This window comes from Streptomyces sp. NPDC048349, from assembly GCF_040651925.1.
Classification (GTDB): Bacteria; Actinomycetota; Actinomycetes; order Streptomycetales; family Streptomycetaceae; genus Streptomyces.
On record NZ_JBEZLA010000002.1, the window covers coordinates 106838 to 128393 of the forward strand.

The following is a 21556-nucleotide window of genomic DNA, read 5'->3' on the forward strand; positions in this document are numbered from 1 at the left end:
CCTGCGGTTGCTGCTCTGGTCCGACTCAGCCGTGCTGTGCCCTACGACGTCTGACTTCGTCAGCCGTTGTAGGGGCCGTAGTCGTAGTCCTCCAGCGGGACAGCCTGGCCGGAGCCGGTGCCGAAGGGCGAGTAGTCGATGTCGTCGTAGCCGACGGCCGAGTACATCGCGGCCTTGGCCTCCTCGGTGGGCTCCACCCGGATGTTGCGGTAGCGGGCGAGGCCCGTACCGGCCGGGATGAGCTTACCGATGATGACGTTCTCCTTGAGGCCGATGAGGCTGTCGGACTTGGCGTTGATCGCCGCATCCGTCAGGACTCGGGTCGTCTCCTGGAAGGAGGCGGCCGACAGCCAGGACTCCGTCGCCAGCGAGGCCTTGGTGATACCCATCAGCTGCGGACGGCCGGAGGCGGGGTGACCGCCCTCGGTGACCACACGACGGTTCTCGGTCTCGAACTTCGACCGCTCGACCAGCTCGCCCGGCAGGAGCTCCGCGTCGCCGGACTCGATGATCGTCACGCGGCGCAGCATCTGCCGGATGATGATCTCGATGTGCTTGTCGTGGATCGACACGCCCTGCGAGTTGTAGACCTTCTGGACTTCGCCGACCAGGTGGACCTGGACGGCACGCTGGCCGAGGATGCGCAGCACGTCGTGCGGGTTGGTGGCACCCATGGTGAGCTTCTGGCCCACCTCGACGTGGTCGCCCTCGGACACGATGACCTTGGCGCGCTTCGAGATCGGGAAGGCCGTCTCGTCGCTGCCGTCGTCCGGGGTGATGACGATCTTCTTCGTCTTCTCGGTCTCCTCGATCCGCACGCGGCCGGCGGCCTCGGAGATCGGGGCGACACCCTTCGGGGTACGGGCCTCGAAGAGCTCGACGACACGCGGCAGACCCTGCGTGATGTCGTCACCGGCCACACCACCGGTGTGGAAGGTACGCATCGTCAGCTGGGTACCGGGCTCACCGATGGACTGGGCGGCGATGATGCCGACCGCCTCACCGATGTCGACCAGCTTGCCGGTGGCGAGCGAGCGTCCGTAGCAGAAGGCACAGGTGCCGACCGCGGACTCACAGGTCAGGACCGAGCGGGTCTTGACCTCCTCGACGCCGTTGGCGACCAGGGCGTCGATGAGCACGTCACCGAGGTCGACGTTGGCCGGCGCGATGACCTTGCCGTCGATGACGACGTCCTCGGCCAGCATGCGGGCGTAGATCGAGGTCTCGACGTCGTCGGCCTTGCGCAGCACGCCGTCCTCGCCGCGAACGGCGATCTTCAGCTTCAGGCCGCGCTCGGTACCGCAGTCCTCCTCGCGGATGATCACGTCCTGCGAGACGTCCACCAGACGACGGGTCAGGTAACCCGAGTCGGCGGTACGCAGGGCGGTGTCCGCCAGACCCTTACGGGCACCGTGCGTGGAGATGAAGTACTCCAGAACGGTGAGGCCCTCACGGAAGGACGCCTTGATCGGACGCGGGATGGTCTCGTTCTTCGCGTTCGACACCAGACCACGCATACCGGCGATCTGTCGCATCTGCATCATGTTTCCTCGGGCACCCGAGTCAACCATCATGAAGATGGGGTTCGTCTTGGGGAAGTTCGCGTTCATCGCCTCGGCAACCTCGTTGGTCGCCTTGGTCCAGATCGCGATGAGCTCCTGCGTGCGCTCGTCCTTGGTGATCAGACCGCGCTCGTACTGCTTCTGGACCTTCTCGTCCATCGCCTCGTAGCCCGCGACGATGGCCTTCTTGGCCTCGGGCACGACGACGTCGGAGATGGCCACGGTGACGCCCGAACGGGTTGCCCAGTGGAAGCCGGCCGCCTTCAGGTTGTCGAGCGTCGCCGCCACGATGACCTTGGGGTAGCGCTCCGCCAGGTCGTTGACGATCTCGGAGAGCTGCTTCTTGCCCACCGAGTAGTCGACGAACGGGTAGTCCTCGGGCAGCAGCTCGTTGAAGAGCGCGCGGCCCAGCGAGGTGCGCAGACGGAAGCTGTCGCCCGGCTGGAACTCCTGCTCGCCCTCTTCGGCGACCGGCGGCACCCAGCCGCGCGGCGGGATGGTGCCCACCGGGAAGCGGATGTCGACGGACGACTGCAGCGCGAGCTCGCCGGCGTCGAACGCCATGATCGCCTCGGCCGTGGAGCCGAACGCGCGGCCCTCGCCCTTGGTGTCACGGAGCTCACCGTCGGTGGTCAGGAAGAACAGACCGAGGACCATGTCCTGGGTCGGCATCGTGACCGGACGGCCGTCGGCCGGCTTGAGGATGTTGTTCGAGGACAGCATCAGGATGCGGGCCTCGGCCTGCGCCTCCGCGGAGAGCGGCAGGTGCACGGCCATCTGGTCACCGTCGAAGTCCGCGTTGAACGCGGTGCAGACGAGCGGGTGGATCTGGATGGCCTTGCCTTCGACCAGCTGGGGCTCGAAGGCCTGGATGCCGAGGCGGTGCAGCGTGGGCGCACGGTTCAGCAGCACCGGGTGCTCGGCGATGACCTCTTCGAGCACGTCGTACACGACCGTGCGGCCGCGCTCGACCATGCGCTTCGCCGACTTGATGTTCTGCGCGTGGTTCAGGTCGACCAGGCGCTTCATCACGAACGGCTTGAAGAGCTCCAGCGCCATGGCCTTGGGCAGACCACACTGGTGCAGCTTCAGCTGCGGACCGACGACGATCACGGAACGCGCGGAGTAGTCCACGCGCTTGCCGAGGAGGTTCTGACGGAATCGACCCTGCTTGCCCTTGAGCATGTCGCTCAGGGACTTCAGCGGACGGTTGCCGGGACCGGTCACCGGACGACCACGACGACCGTTGTCGAAGAGGGCGTCCACGGCCTCCTGAAGCATGCGCTTCTCGTTGTTCACGATGATCTCGGGGGCACCGAGGTCAAGGAGTCGCTTCAGACGGTTGTTGCGGTTGATCACGCGGCGGTACAGGTCGTTCAGGTCGGAGGTCGCGAAGCGGCCACCGTCCAGCTGCACCATCGGACGCAGGTCCGGCGGGATCACCGGCACGCAGTCCAGCACCATGCCCTTGGGGCTGTTGCTGGTCTGCAGGAACGCGGAGACGACCTTGAGGCGCTTGAGCGCACGGGTCTTCTTCTGGCCCTTGCCGGTACGGATGATCTCGCGGAGGCGCTCGGCCTCTTCCTCGAGGTCGAAGGACTCCAGGCGCTTCTGCAGCGCCGCGGCACCCATCGAACCGTCGAAGTACGTGCCGAAGCGGTCGCGCAGCTCGCGGTAGAGCAGCTCGTCGCCCTCGAGGTCCTGGACCTTGAGGTTCTTGAAGCGGTTCCACACCTCGTCGAGGCGGTCGATCTCGCGCTGGGCGCGGTCACGGAGCTGCTTCATCTCGCGCTCGGCACCCTCGCGCACCTTGCGGCGCACGTCGGCCTTGGCGCCCTCGGCCTCGAGCTCGGCCAGGTCGGTCTCGAGCTTCTTGGCACGGCCTTCGAGGTCCGCGTCACGGCGGTTCTCGATCTGCTGGCGCTCGACGGAGACGTGGGCCTCCAGCGACGGGAGGTCGCGGGTGCGGCGCTCGTCGTCCACGAACGTGATCATGTACGCGGCGAAGTAGATGACCTTCTCGAGGTCCTTCGGCGCGAGGTCCAGCAGGTAGCCCAGGCGCGACGGGACGCCCTTGAAGTACCAGATGTGGGTGACGGGAGCGGCAAGCTCGATGTGGCCCATCCGCTCACGGCGCACCTTGGCGCGCGTGACTTCGACGCCACAGCGCTCACAGATGATGCCCTTGAAGCGGACACGCTTGTACTTGCCGCAGTAGCACTCCCAGTCCCGGGTAGGACCGAAGATCTTCTCGCAGAAGAGTCCGTCCTTCTCGGGCTTGAGGGTGCGGTAGTTGATGGTCTCCGGCTTCTTGACCTCGCCGTGCGACCAGGTTCGGATGTCGTCCGCGGTGGCAAGGCCGATCCGCAGCTCGTCGAAGAAGTTGACGTCGAGCACTGTGCGTCAATCCCTCTTTCGGGGTCGAGTCTCAATCATGGTCTGAACGGTCCCGGGGATGACGGGGGGCTCTCTCAGGGAGCCCCCCGTCAGGCCCGTCAGACCTCTTCGACGCTGCTCGGCTCGCGCCGGGACAGGTCGATACCGAGCTCCTCCGCCGCGCGGAAGACGTCCTCGTCGGTGTCGCGCATCTCGATGGACATGCCGTCCGAGGACAGCACCTCCACGTTGAGGCAGAGCGACTGCATTTCCTTGATGAGCACCTTGAAGGACTCGGGAATGCCCGGCTCGGGGATGTTCTCGCCCTTGACGATGGCCTCGTAGACCTTCACGCGGCCGGTCACGTCGTCGGACTTGATCGTCAGGAGTTCCTGGAGCGCGTACGCGGCGCCATAAGCCTCAAGCGCCCACACCTCCATCTCACCGAAGCGCTGACCACCGAACTGCGCCTTACCACCCAGCGGCTGCTGCGTGATCATCGAGTACGGACCGGTCGAACGGGCGTGGAGCTTGTCGTCGACCAGGTGGTGCAGCTTGAGGATGTACATGTACCCGACCGAGATCGGGTCCGGGAACGGCTCGCCGGAGCGGCCGTCGAACAGGCGCGCCTTACCGGTCGGGAGCACCATGCGCTCGCCGTCGCGGTTCGGGATGGTGTGCTGGAGCAGGCCGGCCAGCTCGTCCTCACGCGCACCGTCGAAGACGGGGGTGGCGACGTTGGTGCCGGGGGCGACCTGGTCGGCGCCGATCGCCTGGAGGCGCTGCGCCCACTCGTCCGCCAGGCCGGAGACGTCCCAGCCGCGGCTGGCGAGCCAGCCGAGGTGGATCTCCAGGACCTGTCCCGGGTTCATTCGGGACGGGACACCCAGCGGGTTCAGGATGATGTCGACCGGAGTTCCGTCCTCGAGGAACGGCATGTCCTCGATCGGAAGGATCTTCGAGATAACACCCTTGTTGCCGTGGCGGCCGGCGAGCTTGTCACCGTCGGTGATCTTGCGCTTCTGGGCGACGTAGACGCGGACCAGCTGGTTCACGCCCGGAGGAAGCTCGTCGCCCTCCTCGCGGTCGAAGACGCGGACACCGATGACCTTGCCGATCTCACCGTGGGGGACCTTGAGCGAGGTGTCACGCACCTCGCGGGCCTTCTCACCGAAGATCGCGCGGAGCAGTCGCTCCTCCGGGGTCAGCTCGGTCTCACCCTTGGGCGTGACCTTGCCGACCAGGATGTCGCCGGCGACGACGTCCGCACCGATGCGGATGATGCCGCGCTCGTCGAGGTCCGCGAGGACCTCTTCGGAGACGTTCGGGATGTCCCGGGTGATCTCCTCCGGGCCCAGCTTGGTGTCACGGGCGTCGACCTCGTGCTCCTCGATGTGGATCGAGGAGAGGACGTCGTCCTGCACGAGGCGCTGCGACAGGATGATCGCGTCCTCGTAGTTGTGGCCTTCCCACGGCATGAACGCGACGAGCAGGTTCTTGCCGAGGGCCATCTCGCCCTCTTCGGTGGCCGGGCCGTCGGCGAGGACCTGGGCCTCGACGATCCGGTCACCCTCGTTGACGATCACCTTCTGGTTGACCGAGGTGCCCTGGTTCGAGCGGGAGAACTTCGACACGCGGTACGTGGTGTACGTGCCGTCGTCGTTGGCGACGGTGATGTAGTCGGCCGAGACCTCCTGGACGACACCGTCCTTCTCCGCCTTGATCGAGTCCCCGGCGTCGACCGCACAGCGGTACTCCATGCCGGTACCGACGAGCGGCGCCTCCGCCTTGATGAGCGGAACGGCCTGGCGCATCATGTTCGCGCCCATGAGGGCGCGGTTGGCGTCGTCGTGCTCGAGGAAGGGGATCATCGCGGTCGCGACGGACACCATCTGGCGCGGGGAGACGTCCATGTAGTCGACGTCGTCACCGGCGATGTAGTCGATCTCGCCACCACGACGGCGGACCAGCACGCGGTTCTCGGTGAAGCGCATCTCGTCGTTCAGGCGGGCGTTCGCCTGGGCGATGACGAAGCGGTCTTCCTCGTCGGCCGTGAGGTAGTCGACCTCGTCGGTGACGACACCGTCGACGACCTTGCGGTACGGGGTCTCGATGAAACCGAACGGGTTGATGCGGCCGTAGGAGGCCAGCGAGCCGATCAGACCGATGTTCGGGCCTTCAGGGGTCTCGATGGGGCACATGCGGCCGTAGTGCGACGGGTGGACGTCACGGACCTCGAAGCCGGCCCGCTCACGGGACAGACCACCCGGGCCGAGGGCGTTGAGACGACGCTTGTGCGTCAGGCCCGACAGCGGGTTGTTCTGGTCCATGAACTGCGACAGCTGGCTGGTGCCGAAGAACTCCTTGATGGAGGCGACGACCGGCCGGATGTTGATCAGGGTCTGCGGCGTGATCGCCTCGACGTCCTGGGTGGTCATGCGCTCGCGCACGACCCGCTCCATACGGGCGAGACCCGTACGGACCTGGTTCTGGATGAGCTCGCCGACGTTGCGGATGCGGCGGTTGCCGAAGTGGTCGATGTCGTCGGTCTCGACGACGATCTCCCGGCCCGACTCGCCGACCGTCTCGGTCTCGCCCGCGTGGAGCTTCACGAGGTACTTGATCGTCGCGATGATGTCGTCGGTGGTGAGCACACCGGCGTCGAGCGGCTCGTCGGCGCCGAGCTTCTTGTTCACCTTGTAGCGGCCGACCTTCGCGAGGTCGTAGCGCTTCGGGTTGAAGTAGAGGTTCTCGAGCAGCGTCTGAGCGGCCTCGCGGGTCGGCGGCTCGCCCGGGCGCAGCTTGCGGTAGATGTCGAGCAGCGCGTCGTCCTGCCCCTGGGTGTGGTCCTTCTCCAGGGTGGCGCGCATGGACTCGTACTCGCCGAACTCCTCGAGGATCTGCTCGGTGGTCCAGCCGAGAGCCTTCAGGAGGACGGTGACGGACTGCTTGCGCTTGCGGTCGATGCGGACACCGACCATGTCGCGCTTGTCGACCTCCATCTCCAGCCAGGCACCCCGGGACGGGATGATCTTGGCGGAGAAGATGTCCTTGTCGGACGTCTTGTCGATGGAGGAGTCGAAGTAGACACCGGGGGAGCGGACAAGCTGCGACACGACGACACGCTCGGTGCCGTTGATGACGAAGGTGCCCTTGTTGGTCATGAGCGGGAAGTCGCCCATGAAGACCGTCTGAGACTTGATCTCTCCGGTCTCGTTGTTCGTGAACTCGGCCGTGACGAACAGCGGAGCGGCGTACGTGAAGTCGCGCTCCTTGCACTCGTCGACAGAGTTCTTCGCCGGCTCGAAACGGTGGTCGCGGAAGGTCAGCGACATCGACCCGGAGAAGTCCTCGATCGGCGAGATCTCCTCGAAGATCTCTTCCAGACCGGACTTGGTGGGGACGTCCTGTCCACTCTCAAGCGCCGACTCGACGCGAGCCTTCCAGGCGGCATTACCGAGCAGCCAGTCAAAGCTCTCGGTCTGCAGCGCCAGGAGGTTCGGAACCTCGAGGGGCTCCTTGATCTTTGCAAAGGAGATGCGCAGCGGGGCGGTGCTGGCACCGTTGTTCGTATTGGTCGAGGCGTTGCGCGAGGCGGCCAAGAGGGGGTCCTTCCGAGGGCTCGGACTCACTACGCGCGTACCGGTCCCAGCCGACACAGAAGACAGACCCCTCCTGAACTGGCCAAAAGACCAAGTCAGGGCGTATCAATCAAGTGTGCTCGAGCGTGGGCATGCCCCTGGCGACGGGCAGGGGACAGCTAACAGGCAGCGCAAAGGGTCAGTGTAGCCACTTGGCTCACTGATGTCCAGACCAGGTTTCCGGCAACCGGCAACAGGCCTTCCCCACGTCTCTTCACATCAACACTGCGTCCCACGCCATCGCGGCTCTCGTACACAGAGCGCGTATGAGTACTGCCCTCTTCGTAGCCGATCCATACCTCGGATCTCGGATCGAGCTGGATCGCATGGGATCGAGCCGATTCGAGCTGGCGACGGGACTGAGAATTGCGCGCCGCGTCCCGTTCGTCAAGGCCCCCTGCTCCGAGCGGATCATCTCCGGACCCTGCTTCGAGGCAACGAAGATCACCCTACTCCCCAACGAGACCAGGGCAAGTCAGGCACTGCCGGTACGCCAAAGGGCGACCACCCTTACGGGTGATCGCCCTTGGTTGGGGCCTCAGGAGGCCCCAGAGGTGTTACTTGACCTCGACGGCCGCACCGGCGCCCTTGAGGGCCTCGGCGGCCTTGTCGGCGGCGTCCTTGGCGACCTTCTCGAGGACCGGCTTCGGGGCGCCGTCCACGAGGTCCTTGGCCTCCTTCAGACCCAGGGAGGTCAGCTCACGCACGACCTTGATGACCTGGATCTTCTTGTCGCCGGCACCGGTGAGGATGACGTCGAACTCGTCCTTCTCCTCGACGGCCTCGGCAGCGCCACCGGCACCACCGGCGGGGGCGGCAACGGCGACGGCCGCGGCGGCGGTGACGTCGAACTTCTCCTCGAAGGCCTTCACGAACTCGGAGAGCTCGATGAGGGTCATCTCCTCGAACTGGGCGAGGAGGTCGTCCTGAGAGAGCTTCGCCATGATGGGCGATCCTTCCACTAATTCGGCAGGTGCCGGATGTATATAGAGGCGGGCGTAACGGCCCGCTACGACCCACGCACTAGGCGGCGTGGATCAGTGCGCGAGCCGAATTACTCGGCACCGCCCTGCTCGGCGAGCTTGACGCGAAGCGCTTCCGCAGTGCGGACGAACTTCGACGGCAGCGCCTGGAAGAGCGAGGCAGCCTGGGACTGCTTGCCCTTGAACGCGCCGGCCAGCTTGCTGAGCAGAACCTCGCGGGACTCGAGGTCCGCAAGCTTCTTGATCTCATCGGCGGAGAGCGCCTTGCCATCAAGGACACCCGCCTTGATGATGAGATTCGGGTTTTCCTTGGCGAAGTCACGCAGGCTCTTCGCCGACTCCACCGGGTCACCGGTGATGAAGGCGACCGCGGTCGGACCAGCGAAGTGCTCGTCCAGCGCGGTGATCCCGGCCTGGTTGGCCGCAATCTTGGTCAGCGTGTTCTTCACCACGGCGTACTGGGCGTTCTCACCGAGGGAGCGACGCAGCGTCTTGAGCTGCGCGACGGTGAGACCCCGGTACTCGGTCAGCACGGCGGCGTTGGAGCTCTGGAACGCGTCCTTGAGCTCGGCCACCGATGCAGCCTTGTTGGGCGTCGGCATGGTGCGTTCGCCTCCTTCCGGGTGATGAGGACCGCTCAGAAGGGGCTGAACAAAACGAAACGCCCCGGCGCAGGCGCACGGGGCGTAGGCTCGACCGAATCACTCCGGGAGCTTCTCCACGAACACCTGCGCAGGACGTCCGCGTCAACGGATCCTTCGGCCACCGCGCTCTTGCGGGCACGGCAACGACCAGCGGTCTTTGGCTTCTGGGGAAGCGTACGTGAAGCGGTCGACCCAAGGCAAATCGCCCTCGGGGAACGCCCCGGGAGGCCTTGTCGTCGCGCGGGGGCGGTGCGTCAGGGCTTCTTCAGACCGCCCAGCCCGGCGTCCCTGAGCGTCTGATCCGCCTCGTCCAGCTTCCGCCGGCTGTCCTGGAGGCTCTCGTCGATGCCCTTCATGACCGCGTCGAAGTCGGCCACCTGGTCCGCGGGCGGGGCGACCACCGGCAGGGCGGTGCCGTAGCCGGAGAACTTCGCCGAGACCTTGGTGGTCCCCTTGTCGATCGTCCGTACCGTGTCGACGCGGACGGGGTAGCCGTCCTTGCCTATCCACAGGTCCACTTCCAGGCTCGTGACCTCCTTCACCGCCTCGCGGAGGTACTGGCGGTTCCCCTCCTCCATCACCTTGGTGCTCTCGTCCGCCGTGAGCAGGTCCGCCTGGGTGAAGCTGCCCTTGAAGTGCTGGGCCTCGACGCCGTCGGGCTGCTCCGCGCCGACGAGCGTGAGCTTTTCCTGACCCAGGAGCAGGGCGAGGTACTCGGCGGGGTCGTCGTTGAGGCGGTAGCGGGGCTTGCCGTCCTTGTTCAGGTTCATCTTCATCCAGGACTTGCCGTTCACCGGCTCGTCGCTGTGGGTGTAGATGTCGTCGCCGATCAGGATCTGATCGCCGGCGCCCCCGGGCTGGTCGTAGATCCCCGTGGCGGCCGGGTACCAGCCCTTCGTTCCCGTGATCCGGTCCGTCTTGCCGTCGTCGCCAGTGACGGACATGTCCATCGTGGCGAACTTGGCCGGCACGGTCTTCAGGTACGAGGCCTTCACCACCTCCACGGGCGTCGGCGCCTTGGCCGCCGGCGCCTCGTCGCCCGCCGCGCCCGCCGCGCCGGCCCCGCCGCCCCCGCAGGCCGTGAGGCAGCCCGCGAGCAGTGCGGCCCCCGCCGCGGCGACGCCGGCCCGGGTCAGGACAGCCTTGTTCATTTGTTCTCCCCCATGTGCATGTTCTCCGTACTGCGGTGCTGCTGCGCCGGTCAGGCGCCCTCGCCCGAGTCCTTCATCATCTCGGCCAGGTCGATGACCTGGTCGGCCGGCGGCGCCGTGATCTCGACCGGCTTGTTGACGTCCAGGAACTTGATGGTGAGGTCCATCGGGCCCGAGTTGCCGGCGCCCCGGGTGCGGACCTGCTTGGCCTGGTCGGCCTCGTCGATCCAGATGTCGAGGGTGAGGCTCTTGATGCCCTCGGCCTCCAGCGCCTTGATGTTCTTCTCCTGGCGCTCCTTGGCCTCGGGGGCGGAGGCGGCGCTGGCGGCCCGCAGGTCCTCGAGGGTGACGGTGCCGGCGAGGTGGGTCGTCTTCTGGCCGTCGACGGTCTCCTCGCCGACCTTCGCGAGGTCCTTGGCGGCGCTGAGGCTGTCGGCCGTGTCGGCCGGGTTCTGGCCCTGCTGGGCCGAGCCGAGCGAGTCCAGCTGCTTGGCCTGTTCCGGGGCCAGCGCCTTGAGGTCGAACTTCAGCCACTTGCCGTCGGAGCCCAGGTACATGGCCCCGTCGATCAGGCGGATCCCGACCTTCTCCCCCGGCTTCTCGGGCGAGTCCATGGTCATCGCCATGCCCACGGTGGGCTTGAGCCGCATGGAGGCCTCGGCGGTGATCTTCTGCCCCGCGGCGTCCCCGGCCATGGTGTAGCGCAGGGAGGTTATCTCCTCGGACTTCTTCTTCGTCTTCTGCAGGTACGCGGCCGGCGTGACCTCCGCCGGCTTCTCCGCCGCCTTGGACGGGGAAGAGGGGGCCGCGGCCCCGCTGTCCTTCTTCGCGTCCTTCCCGCCCTCGCACGCCGTGGCGCCGCCGGCGAGCAGGACGGCGGCCAGGACGGCTGCGGCGGTCTTCTTGCGGTACAGGTTCATTCGTTTCCCCACCCCTGGACGTTCAACGGTCTTGTCAGTAGTGACAGTACGTCGGACGACTGACAGTAATCGCACGGGGTTCGCAGGGCATGCGAAAAAACGGGCCCCCCGCCACCCGTGAGGGGGGCGAGGGGCCCGTTCAGCCACTCGGTGAGCCGTCAGGCTCAGACAGCAGCCGGGTCTTCCTCGACGAGGAGGTTCCGGGTGCGGTTCGGGTCCAGCTGGATGCCGGGGCCCATGGTGGTGCTCAGGGCGGCCTTCTTGATGTAGCGGCCCTTCGCGGCGGACGGCTTCAGACGGAGGATCTCGTCCAGAGCGGCGCCGTAGTTCTCGACCAGCTTGTCATCGGAGAAGGAGACCTTGCCGATGATGAAGTGCAGGTTCGAGTGCTTGTCGACGCGGAACTCGATCTTGCCACCCTTGATCTCGGTGACAGCCTTGGCGACGTCCATGGTGACGGTGCCGGTCTTCGGGTTCGGCATGAGGCCACGGGGACCGAGCACGCGGCCGAGGCGGCCGACCTTGCCCATGAGGTCCGGGGTGGCGACAACCGCGTCGAACTCGTTCAGGCGGTTGCCCTTGGCGATCTCGTTGATCAGCTCGTCGTCGCCGACGATGTCGGCGCCGGCGGCTTCCGCGGCCGCAGCACGGTCACCGGTCGCGAAGACCAGGACCCGGGCGGTCTTGCCGGTGCCGTGCGGGAGGTTCACGGTGCCACGGACCATCTGGTCGGCCTTGCGCGGGTCGACACCCAGGCGGAAGGCGACCTCGACGGTGCCGTCGAACTTGGTCGCGGAGGTCTCCTTGGCGAGACGGACGGCCTCGAGCGGGGCGTACAGCTTCTCCCGGTCGACCTTGGCGTCCGCAGCGCGGAGAGTCTTGCTGCGCTTCACTTCTGCTCCTGTGTTGTTTCTTCAGGCGTGGAGTCGTGGTGCGGACCAGCGCTTGGCCCTACCACTGGTGGTGCTGGAGGGGGGCTGGATCAGCCTTCGACGGTGATGCCCATCGAACGCGCGGTGCCGGAAATGATCTTCACGGCGGCGTCGATGTCGTTGGCGTTCAGGTCGGGCATCTTCAGCTCGGCGATCTCCTTGACCTGGGCGGCCGTGAGCTTGGCGACCTTGGTCTTGTGGGGCTCGCCGGAGCCCTTCTCCACGCCCGCGTGCTTCAGGATGAGGCGCGCGGCCGGCGGAGTCTTGGTGATGAAGGTGAAGGAGCGGTCCTCGTAGACCGTGATCTCCACCGGCACGACCATGCCACGCTGCGACTCGGTCGCGGCGTTGTAGGCCTTGCAGAACTCCATGATGTTGACGCCGTGCTGACCGAGCGCGGGGCCGACCGGCGGAGCCGGGTTGGCCGCACCGGCCTTGATCTGGAGCTTGATAAGCCCCGTGACCTTCTTCTTCTTGGGAGGCATTGCTCTCTCCGGGTCCTAGTGAGAGTTTTCAGCCGCCGATCCGGTCATCCGGATGGAGGCATACCGCACCACGATAACGGGTATCGGTGCGGGGCTAAAAACCGAGCAGGTCAGACCGCCCTTTACGGGGCGATCTGACCTGTCCGGAAGCTTTCGCTCAGAAGATCAGTTCTTCTGGATCTGGTCGAAGCTGAGCTCGACCGGGGTCTCGCGGCCGAAGATCTCGACGAGGCCCTTGACCTTCTTCGAGTCGGGGTTGATCTCGTTGATCGTCGCCTGGAGCGTGGCGAACGGACCGTCGGTGACGGTGACCGAGTCGCCGACCTCGAAGTCCAGGACCTCGATGGTGCGCTTGACGGCGGGCGCCGGCAGGCCGGCCTCTTCCGCGGCGGCCTTGGCGGCCTTCTCCTGCGCCTCCGGGGCGAGCATCTTGACGATCTCGTCCAGCGTCAGCGGGTACGGGTCGTACGCGTTGCCGACGAAGCCGGTGACGCCAGGCGTGTTGCGGACGACACCCCAGGACTCGTTCGTCAGATCCATGCGGACGAGAACGTAACCGGGCAGCTTGTTCTGCCGGACGTTCTTGCGCTCGCCGTTCTTGATCTGAACGATCTCTTCCTCGGGCACCTCGGCCTGGTAGATGAACTCCTCGACGTTCAGCGAGACGGCGCGCTGCTCCAGGTTGGCCTTCACGCGCTTCTCGTAGCCGGCGTAGGTGTGGATCACGTACCACTCGCCGGGCAGGAGGCGCAGCTCGTCGCGCAGGGCCTGGATGGGGTCGACGGGCTCGACGGGCTCGGCCTCGGCGGCCTCCTCGCCGGCCTCGGCCCCGGCCTGGGCGTCGCCCTCACCGGTGTCGTCGGCAGCCGCCTCGACCTCGGCGTCGTCCTCGATCTCGGCGTCGGCGTCGACCTCGTCCTGGACGTGCAGCGCGGCCTCCTCGGCGGCGACACCCGCCTTGGCGTCGGCGCGCTCGGCCTCGTCGGGGTCCACAGCGTCTGCCGCCTCGACGATGTCGAGCTCGTCCTCGACGGACTCGACGGAGTCGTGGCTCGCGTTCAGGTTCGGGTCAGACACGGTGGCTGCTTCTTCCTGGATACAAAAGGTGGTGGAACATGCGAAAACGGGCGGCACCCATCAAGGCGCCGCCCTCCGCGGGGATCAGCCGAAGACGAACTTGATGGCTTCCTGGAACCCATAGTCAATCACGGTCACCAGACCGATCATGATGACCACGAAGACAATCACCACGGTGGTGTACGTCGTGAGCTGGTTGCGAGTGGGCCATACAACCTTGCGGAGTTCCGCGACGATCTGGCGGTAGAACAGCGCGAGCCGGCCCAGAGGACCCTTCTTGCCGCGCTTGCCGCCCTTGCGGGCCTTCTTCTCGCGGGTGTCGTCCTCGGCGTCAGGCATGTCGATGGAGCCCAGGGCGTCCGTCACGTCTCTCACCTGAATCCGGGTCGTGGCCGTACCGCGCCCGGTTGCGCCGCACGGCGTTGCATCGAAGTACGTACCTGCGCACACACATCCGAGAAGGAGTGTGGAGCAGGGCCGGAGGGACTCGAACCCCCAACCGCTGGTTTTGGAGACCAGTGCTCTACCAATTGAGCTACGACCCTTTGCGTCCCCCAACCTACCGCATCCGAGCGAGTGCACGGAGTGCTCACGCTTTGGGCCGGTCGACGAGGTCCAACGACAGGTGAGTGTACGTGAACCACGCCCTGACGTCGAACAGGATCCCGTCGGGCCGACCCTGAGCCGTCCCGCGGTCCGGTAACTGAAACGTTGTGCGGCACCTCTTTGCCGTCTGGGACGATTGCTCACATGACCTCTGCAACGCCTTCCTCCGAGCGCCGGGTGTCCGCCCGTATCGGCGCCATTTCCGAGTCCGCCACCCTCGCCGTGGACGCCAAGGCCAAGGCCCTCAAGGCCGCCGGACGCCCGGTGATCGGCTTCGGCGCGGGCGAGCCCGACTTCCCCACCCCGGACTACATCGTCGAGGCCGCGGTCGAGGCCTGCCGCAACCCGAAGTACCACCGCTACACGCCGGCCGGCGGTCTGCCGGAGCTCAAGGCCGCCATCGCCGCCAAGACCCTGCGCGACTCCGGCTACGAGGTCGAGGCGTCGCAGGTGCTGGTGACCAACGGCGGCAAGCAGGCGATCTACGAGGCCTTCGCGGCCATCCTGGACCCGGGCGACGAGGTCATCGTCCCGGCTCCGTACTGGACCACCTACCCGGAGTCCATCCGTCTCGCCGGCGGTGTCCCGGTCGAGGTCGTCGCCGACGAGACGACGGGCTACCGGGTCTCCGTCGAGCAGCTCGAAGCCGCCCGCACCGAGCGCACGAAGGTCGTCCTGTTCGTCTCCCCGTCCAACCCGACGGGCTCGGTCTACAGCGAGGACGACGCCCGCGCGATCGGCGAGTGGGCCGCGGAGCACGGCCTGTGGGTGCTGACGGACGAGATCTACGAGCACCTGGTCTACGGCGACGCGAAGTTCACCTCGCTGCCGGTCCTGGTCCCCGCCCTGCGCGACAAGTGCATCATCGTCAACGGCGTCGCCAAGACCTACGCGATGACCGGCTGGCGCGTGGGCTGGGTCATCGCCCCGCAGGACGTCGTCAAGGCGGCGACCAACCTGCAGTCGCACGCCACCTCCAACGTCTCCAACGTGGCCCAGGTCGCCGCGCTGGCCGCCGTCTCGGGGAACCTGGACGCGGTCGCGGAGATGCGCAAGGCCTTCGACCGCCGCCGCCAGACGATGGTCAAGATGCTGAACGAGATCGACGGCGTCTTCTGCCCGACCCCCGAGGGCGCGTTCTACGCGTACCCCTCGGTCAAGGAGCTCCTGGGCAAGGAGATCCGCGGCAAGCGCCCGCAGACCTCCGTCGAGCTCGCCGCCCTGATCCTGGACGAGGCCGAGGTCGCGGTCGTCCCCGGCGAGGCCTTCGGCACCCCGGGCTACCTGCGCCTGTCCTACGCCCTGGGCGACGAGGACCTGGTGGAGGGCGTCACCCGCATCCAGAACCTCCTCGCGGAGGCCAAGGCGTAGCACTGCGGAGCCCTGTGCGGCCGGCAAGCACGCCCGAGCGGCGCCTCCCCCACCGGGGCGGGCGCCGCTCGGCCGTTTCCGCCCCGCCGGCGTGTGAGGCGCGCCCCCGCCGGCGTGTGAGGCGCGCCCGGGGCGGCGCCCGGAAGGCCGCGCGCGGCGGCCCCGGCCACCGCTCACGCGTACGGGCAAGCCCCCGATCGGTAAAACCCCCTCCCGCCGAGCGCAGCGGTACGGCAGGATCACCTGATGGAGCACGCACGCGATCTCACGCTTCTGCCGAAGGCCCACCTCCACCTGCACTTCACCGGCTCGATGCGCCCATCGACCCTCCTGGAGCTCGCCGACAAGTACGGCGTCCGCCTCCCGGACGCCCTCACCGCCGACGAGCCGCCCAAGCTCCGGGCCACCGACGAGCGGGGCTGGTTCCGCTTCCAGCGGCTCTACGACGCCGCCCGCTCCTGCCTGCGCGAGCCCGACGACATCCGCCGCCTGGTCCGCGAGGCCGCGGAGGAGGACGTACGGGACGGCAGCGGCTGGCTGGAGATCCAGGTGGATCCCACCTCCTACGCGCCCCTCCTCGGCGGGATGATCCCGGCCGTCGAGATCATCCTCGACGCCGTGGACACCGCCTCCCGCGACACCGGCCTCGGGATGCGCGTCATCATCGCCGCGAACCGCATGAAGCACCCCCTGGACGCCCGGACCCTGGCCCGCCTCGCCGTCCGCTACGCCGACCGCGGCATCGTCGGCTTCGGCCTGTCCAACGACGAGCGCCGCGGGATGGCCCGCGATTTCGACCGGGCCTTCGCCATCGCCCGCGAGGGCGGCCTGCTCGCCGCCCCGCACGGCGGCGAACTCACCGGCCCGTCCTCCGTCCGCGACTGCCTCGACGATCTGCACGCCTCCCGCATCGGGCACGGCGTCCGGGCCGCCGAGGACCCCCGGCTGCTGAAGCGGCTCGCCGACCGGCAGATCACCTGCGAGGTCTGCCCGGCGTCCAACGTCGCCCTGGGCGTCTACGAGCGGCCCGAGGACGTGCCGCTGCGCACCCTCTTCGAGGCCGGCGTGCCGATGGCGCTGGGGGCCGACGACCCGCTCCTGTTCGGGTCCCGGCTGGCCGCCCAGTACGAGATCGCCCGACGCCACCACGCCTTCACGGACGCTGAGCTCGCCGAGCTGGCCCGCCAGTCGGTGCGCGCTTCGGCCGCGCCCGCCGACGTACAGGAGAAGCTGCTCGCCGGGATCGGCCACTGGCTCACCGGGTGAGCCGCAGGTCCCCCTCGTAGCAGTCGGCCCGCACCCGGTGACCGTTCTGGAAGCCGATCTCCAGGTGGGTGCGGCCCTGCTCGGGCAGGGCGAACTCGGCGACGGAGGCGACCGTCTCGCCGACGTGCCGCAGGAAGGGGTGGTCGCCGAGGTCCTCGCCGACCTCGATGCGGCCCCATTCGCCCAGGTCGTACGGCTCGTGGGGCGCGGCGGACTCGACGATGAGGCACTGGTCGGACCCGGTGGTGATGCGGATGCAGTCGCCGACGCTGTCGATCAGCCAGACGTCCAGGGGGGCCTCGGAGCGCTCGCCGTCGCTGATGTGCCAGGACGCGACGACTCTGCTGAGCGTGCGGCCCACGAGGCGGGTGGGGTCCGTACCGGCCCCGTGCAGGGGACAGAGCATGGGCGGCCGGGACTCCTCAGATGCTGACGCCGACCGTCACCGGTTCGTTGACCAGGGTGACGCCGAAGGCCGCGTGGACGCCCGCGACGACCTCGCGTGCCAGGGTGAGGAGGTCCTCGGTGGTGGCCTCCCCGCGGTTGGTGAGGGCCAGCGTGTGCTTGGTGGAGATGCGCGCGGGGCCGGTGCCGTAGCCCTTGGTGAAACCGGCCTTGTCGATCAGCCATGCCGCGCTGGTCTTCGTACGGCCGTCGCCGGCGGGGTAGGCGGGCGGGGCCGTGTCGGGGCCGAGGCGGTCCTGGACGCGGGCGAGGAATGCGGCGTAGGCCTCGTCGGTCAGGATCGGGTTGTGGAAGAAGGAGCCGGCCGACCAGGTGTCGTGGTCCGCGGGGTCGAGGACCATGCCCTTGCCGGCGCGCAGGCGCAGCACGGTGTCGCGGGCGGTGGCGGCCGGGACCCGGTCGCCGGCCTCGACGCCGAGGGCGCGGGCGGTCTCGGGGTACTTGATCGGCGCGGACAGTCCGCCCGCGTCCTCCAGGGCGAAGCGCACGCGCAGGACGACGTAGCGCTCGGGCTGGTCCTTGAAGGTGCTGTTGCGGTAGCGGAAGGCGCACTCGGCGGCGCTGAGCGTGACCGTCTCTCCGCTGGTGCGGTCGTAGGCGACCACCTCGGTGATGGTGTCGCAGACCTCCTGGCCGTACGCACCCACGTTCTGGATCGGTGTGGCGCCCGCGGAGCCGGGGATGCCGGCGAGGCACTCGATGCCGGCGAGCCCGGCCTCGACGGTGCGGGCGACGGCGTCGCTCCAGTTCTCCCCGGCCGCGAGCTCCAGGGTGGTGCCGTCTAGGACGAAGCCGGTGGTCGCAATGCGCAGGGCGGTGCCGTCGAAACCCTGGTCGCCGATGACCAGATTGCTGCCGCCGCCGATGACGAGGAGCGGGGTTCCGCTCTCGTCCGCGGCGCGGACGGCGGCGACCACCTCGGCGTCGGTGGTCGCGGTGACCAGGCGGGCGGCGGGGCCGCCGAGGCGGAAGGTGGTCAGCGGGGCGAGGGGGGCGTCGTGGAGTTCCTGCACGTGGACAAGAGTACGGTCCGTGCCCCCCGCGTCCCGGCGGGGCCACGACGAGGCCACGGACCCTGGCTCAGGAGGGGTTCTGCTGCTCGGCCAGACGGCGCTGCGCCTCGGCCCAGCCGATGGGGAGCTCGGATGCCCGTACGGTCCAGAAGGTGAAGGCGGACTCCTTCATGAAGGCGGCGGCTGCCCGGGAGCTGGAGCGGTGCGGCTCGCTGCGGGCGAACCGGAAGAGCGCGTCACGGTCCTCCCAGGCGGACAGGGTGAGGAACGTGCGGCCGAGGACGCGGGCCCGGAGCGCGACGCCGTGCGCGCCGGGGGCCTTGCGGATCTGGCCGATGATGCCGGGGGCCTTGAGGAAGAACCGGAAGGCTCCGGCGAGGGTGGCGGTCTCGAAGCGGGAGGCCATCACGTAGACCTCGGCGTCGGGGGCGGCGGGTGTGGGCGTCGACCAGGGGATGTCGGGCATGGCGGCACTCCTCGGCTGTGAGGTGGGGTGCTGGGAGATGGAATGGGGCGTGGGGGGCGGGGTCAGCCGGCGACGGGGGCCTTCGCGGTCGCGGTCGGTGCGGTCGCGTCGGCGGCGGGAGCGCGGGAGGGCTTCGGCCGGCCCGGCAGCAGGAGGGCGAGCGCGGCGGCCAGGGCGACCGCGGCGGCGCCGATCCACAGGGCGGGGACGGTGCCGTCGGTGAAGGCCTGCGGCGACTGGTAGCCGCCCTGGGCGGAGAAGACCGAGGCCAGTACGGCGACACCGAGGGCTCCGCCGACCTCGCGCAGGGCGTTGTTGGTGCCGGAGGCCTTGCCCTGGTCGGCGGGGGACACGGTGGACATGAGCACGTTGGAGGCGGGGGCGAAGTACAGGCCCATGCCGATGCCGCTGAGGATCAGCGCCGGGAGCTGGGCGGCGTACGAGACGTCCGCGCTCAGGATCACCGCGAACCAGGCGAGGCCCAGGGCCTGGAGCCCGAGCCCGGCGGCTATGACGGGGCGGCCGCCGATCCGGTCGGAGAGGATGCCCGAGATCGGCGCGACGATCATGGGCATGCCGGTCCAGGGGAGCATGCGCAGGCCGGCCTGGGTGGGCGAGTACCCGGCGACGCCCTGGAGGAACTGGCTGAGCAGGAAGATCGAGCCGAACATGCCCAGGAACATCAGCAGGCTGGCGAGGTTGATCCCCAGGAAGCCGCGGTTGCGGAAGAGCCGCATGGGGAGCATCGGGTTCGTGCTGCGGATGCCGTGGTGGACGAAGCCGCCGACGAGCGCGGTTCCGCCGATCAGGCCGGTGAACACGGGGGCGCTGGTCCAGCCTTCGGCGTTGGCGTTGACCAGGGCGTAGACGATGCCGAAGAGGCCTGCGCTGATGAGCAGGGTGCCCGGGAGGTCGAGGCGGGACCCGGGGGCGGTGGACTCGGCGAGCCGCAGGCGGGCGAGCGGGATCAGGGCCAGGCCTATCGGAACGTTCAGCCAGAAGATCCACTGCCACGAGATGTGCTCGGTGAGGCTGCCGCCGATGAGCGGGCCGCTGGCGACGGCGAGGCCGGTGACGGCTCCGTAGATGCCGAGGGCCATGCCGCGGCGGGCGGCCGGGACGGCGGCGGTGAGCAGGGTCAGGGTGAGCGGCATCATGATCGCGGCACCGACGCCCTGGACGGCGCGGGCGGCGATGAGCGCGTCGATGCCGGGCGAGAGGGCGGCCGCGGCGGAGGCCCCGGTGAAGATCGCGAGACCGACGACGAACAGCCGGCGGCGCCCGAACCGGTCCCCCAGGGCGGCGCCGAACATGAGCAGGACGGCGAAGGTGAGCGTGTACGCGTTCACCGTCCACTCCAGGTCCTCCAGCCGGCCGCCGAGGTCCTCGCGGATGGCGGGCAGGGCGGTGGTGACGACGAGGTTGTCGAGGGCGGCCATGAAACTGGCGACGCCGGTCAGCACGAGGGCCCAGAGCGCGGGCCCGCGGAGCTTGGTGTGGTCGCTTGCTTCGGTGGGTCGGGTGGGTTCGGTGGCTTGCGTGTGCACGATCTCCCCCTGCTGATTGTTAGTTATTGCTGACTAACTTGCGGGCGCATGCGTGACCCGCCGAACGGGCGGCACGCCCCCTCACTTCTCCGGGTGGTCCTTCGGGTGGGCCGTCGGGTGATCCTTCGGGTGGGCCGAGAGGTACAGCCCCTCCCAGACGCGGTGCCCGGGCGGGAACCCCATGGCAGCGAGGGTGTTGATGAGCATTCCGTACGCCATGAAGGTGGTGGTCTCGTTCACGTCCCCGCCGAACGGCACGCGGACCGTGTCCCAGAGCTCCATCCAGCCCTTCCGGACGAGCTCGCCGAGCTCGCGGTCCCCGGCCGCCTCGGCTGCGGCCACAGTGACGTACATCTGGAGCTGCATCTGGAGCTTGTCGGGGTCCTCGGCGATGAGGCGGGTGTAGGCGTTCGCCATGGCCTGCGTGGCCTCTTCGCCGTGCAGCCCTTCGCCGGCACGGGCGAAAACCTCCCGGGTCTCGCGCAGACAGCGCTCCGCGGCGGCGAGGAAGATGGCGGGCTTGTTCGGGAAGAGCCGGAAGAGGTACGGCTGCGAGACACCCACCCGCTTGGCGATCGCCTCGGTGGAGGTCCCGTAATAGCCGCCCCGAGCAAACTCGTGCACGGCCGCCCGAATGACGCTCTCGCGCCGCTCCTCTGCGCTCATCCTTGCCATGCATCCAAGTTAGTGCTCAATCACTAACTAAGCAAGCGGCTTGCCGAACCGGGCGCGGCTGCAGCCACCGCCGGGGCCGGCAGCAGCCGGCGCCCAGGCGGGCGGCCGGGTCGGCCAGCGGCGAGAGCCGGGGGCCGGGGCCGGGAGCTGGGTATCGCCAGCAAACCGACGGCAGCCAGGGCCCGCTTGGGGAGCCGGCGCCGAGGCAGGCGGCGGGGCCGTGCGCCGAGGCCGGGCGGCGGGGCCGTGCGCCGAGGCCGGGCGGCGGGGCCGTGCGCCGAGGCCGGGCGCGAGGTTGGGCCGGTCGGCGAGAGCGGGAAGCCGGAAGCCGGAAGCCCGGCAGCAGAGCAGCAGCCGGGGCCGGCGGCGGACGCCG

General features: G+C 68.4%; 17 protein-coding genes and 1 tRNA gene. 2 read left to right on the forward strand and 16 right to left on the reverse strand.

Annotated features, from left to right (window positions below):
• Positions 1–59: 59 nt before the first annotated feature.
• The 11 genes from AB0D44_RS02250 to AB0D44_RS02300 form a co-directional block, all read right to left on the reverse strand.
• Positions 60–3959: a DNA-directed RNA polymerase subunit beta' gene (locus AB0D44_RS02250; protein ID WP_362583080.1), complete on the reverse strand. Its 3900-nt coding sequence runs from the start codon at positions 3957–3959 to the stop codon at positions 60–62.
• A 98-nt stretch (positions 3960–4057) separates the two neighbouring features.
• On the reverse strand, positions 4058–7540 hold the full coding sequence (gene rpoB, locus AB0D44_RS02255; protein WP_362583082.1) for a DNA-directed RNA polymerase subunit beta: 3483 nt from the start codon (positions 7538–7540) through the stop codon (positions 4058–4060).
• 596 nt (positions 7541–8136) lie between these two features.
• Complete coding sequence (rplL, locus tag AB0D44_RS02260; protein WP_362583084.1) at positions 8137–8523, reverse strand: 50S ribosomal protein L7/L12; 387 nt, start codon at positions 8521–8523, stop codon at positions 8137–8139.
• 110 nt (positions 8524–8633) lie between these two features.
• A complete protein-coding gene (gene rplJ, locus AB0D44_RS02265; RefSeq protein WP_229337006.1) occupies positions 8634–9164 on the reverse strand; it encodes a 50S ribosomal protein L10 in 531 nt (176 codons plus the stop codon).
• A 296-nt stretch (positions 9165–9460) separates the two neighbouring features.
• Positions 9461–10357: a hypothetical protein gene (locus AB0D44_RS02270; protein ID WP_362583086.1), complete on the reverse strand. Its 897-nt coding sequence runs from the start codon at positions 10355–10357 to the stop codon at positions 9461–9463.
• 50 nt (positions 10358–10407) lie between these two features.
• The gene (locus AB0D44_RS02275) at positions 10408–11277 is read right to left on the reverse strand and encodes a hypothetical protein (RefSeq protein ID WP_362583089.1); all 870 of its coding nucleotides are present in this window, start codon (positions 11275–11277) and stop codon (positions 10408–10410) included.
• Between the two features lie 164 nt (positions 11278–11441).
• Complete coding sequence (gene rplA, locus AB0D44_RS02280) at positions 11442–12170, reverse strand: 50S ribosomal protein L1 (protein WP_073912938.1); 729 nt, start codon at positions 12168–12170, stop codon at positions 11442–11444.
• Positions 12171–12259: 89 nt separating this feature from the next.
• Complete coding sequence (gene rplK / locus AB0D44_RS02285) at positions 12260–12694, reverse strand: 50S ribosomal protein L11 (protein ID WP_069921505.1); 435 nt, start codon at positions 12692–12694, stop codon at positions 12260–12262.
• A 165-nt stretch (positions 12695–12859) separates the two neighbouring features.
• Positions 12860–13771 (reverse strand): transcription termination/antitermination protein NusG, encoded by a 912-nt coding sequence (nusG, locus tag AB0D44_RS02290; RefSeq protein WP_362583092.1) that lies wholly within the window; start codon positions 13769–13771, stop codon positions 12860–12862.
• 84 nt (positions 13772–13855) lie between these two features.
• Complete coding sequence (gene secE / locus AB0D44_RS02295; protein ID WP_030298162.1) at positions 13856–14137, reverse strand: preprotein translocase subunit SecE; 282 nt, start codon at positions 14135–14137, stop codon at positions 13856–13858.
• Positions 14138–14243: 106 nt separating this feature from the next.
• Positions 14244–14316 (reverse strand) — tRNA-Trp (locus tag AB0D44_RS02300).
• 205 nt (positions 14317–14521) lie between these two features.
• On the opposite strand from AB0D44_RS02300, the gene AB0D44_RS02305 reads away from it, so the two are divergent.
• The gene (locus AB0D44_RS02305; RefSeq protein WP_362583095.1) at positions 14522–15748 is read left to right on the forward strand and encodes a pyridoxal phosphate-dependent aminotransferase; all 1227 of its coding nucleotides are present in this window, start codon (positions 14522–14524) and stop codon (positions 15746–15748) included.
• Positions 15749–15994: 246 nt separating this feature from the next.
• Positions 15995–17014, forward strand: a complete 1020-nt coding sequence (locus tag AB0D44_RS02310) for an adenosine deaminase (protein ID WP_362583098.1) — start codon at positions 15995–15997, stop codon at positions 17012–17014.
• Here AB0D44_RS02310 and AB0D44_RS02315 read toward each other — a convergent pair.
• From AB0D44_RS02315 to AB0D44_RS02335, 5 genes are all read right to left on the reverse strand, one after another.
• Entirely contained in the window at positions 17004–17420 is a 417-nt protein-coding gene (locus AB0D44_RS02315) for a hypothetical protein (protein ID WP_362583101.1), read from the reverse strand. The two genes, AB0D44_RS02310 and AB0D44_RS02315, sit on opposite strands and share 11 nt — an antisense overlap.
• 16 nt (positions 17421–17436) lie before the next feature.
• The gene (locus tag AB0D44_RS02320) at positions 17437–18492 is read right to left on the reverse strand and encodes a UDP-N-acetylmuramate dehydrogenase (protein WP_362583104.1); all 1056 of its coding nucleotides are present in this window, start codon (positions 18490–18492) and stop codon (positions 17437–17439) included.
• Positions 18493–18559: 67 nt separating this feature from the next.
• Positions 18560–18958, reverse strand: a complete 399-nt coding sequence (locus AB0D44_RS02325; RefSeq protein ID WP_362583106.1) for a DUF3291 domain-containing protein — start codon at positions 18956–18958, stop codon at positions 18560–18562.
• 62 nt (positions 18959–19020) lie between these two features.
• Positions 19021–20421 (reverse strand): DHA2 family efflux MFS transporter permease subunit, encoded by a 1401-nt coding sequence (locus AB0D44_RS02330; RefSeq protein ID WP_362583406.1) that lies wholly within the window; start codon positions 20419–20421, stop codon positions 19021–19023.
• A gap of 165 nt (positions 20422–20586) precedes the next feature.
• Entirely contained in the window at positions 20587–21180 is a 594-nt protein-coding gene (locus AB0D44_RS02335; protein ID WP_362583108.1) for a TetR/AcrR family transcriptional regulator, read from the reverse strand.
• Between the last annotated feature and the right edge of the window lie 376 nt (positions 21181–21556).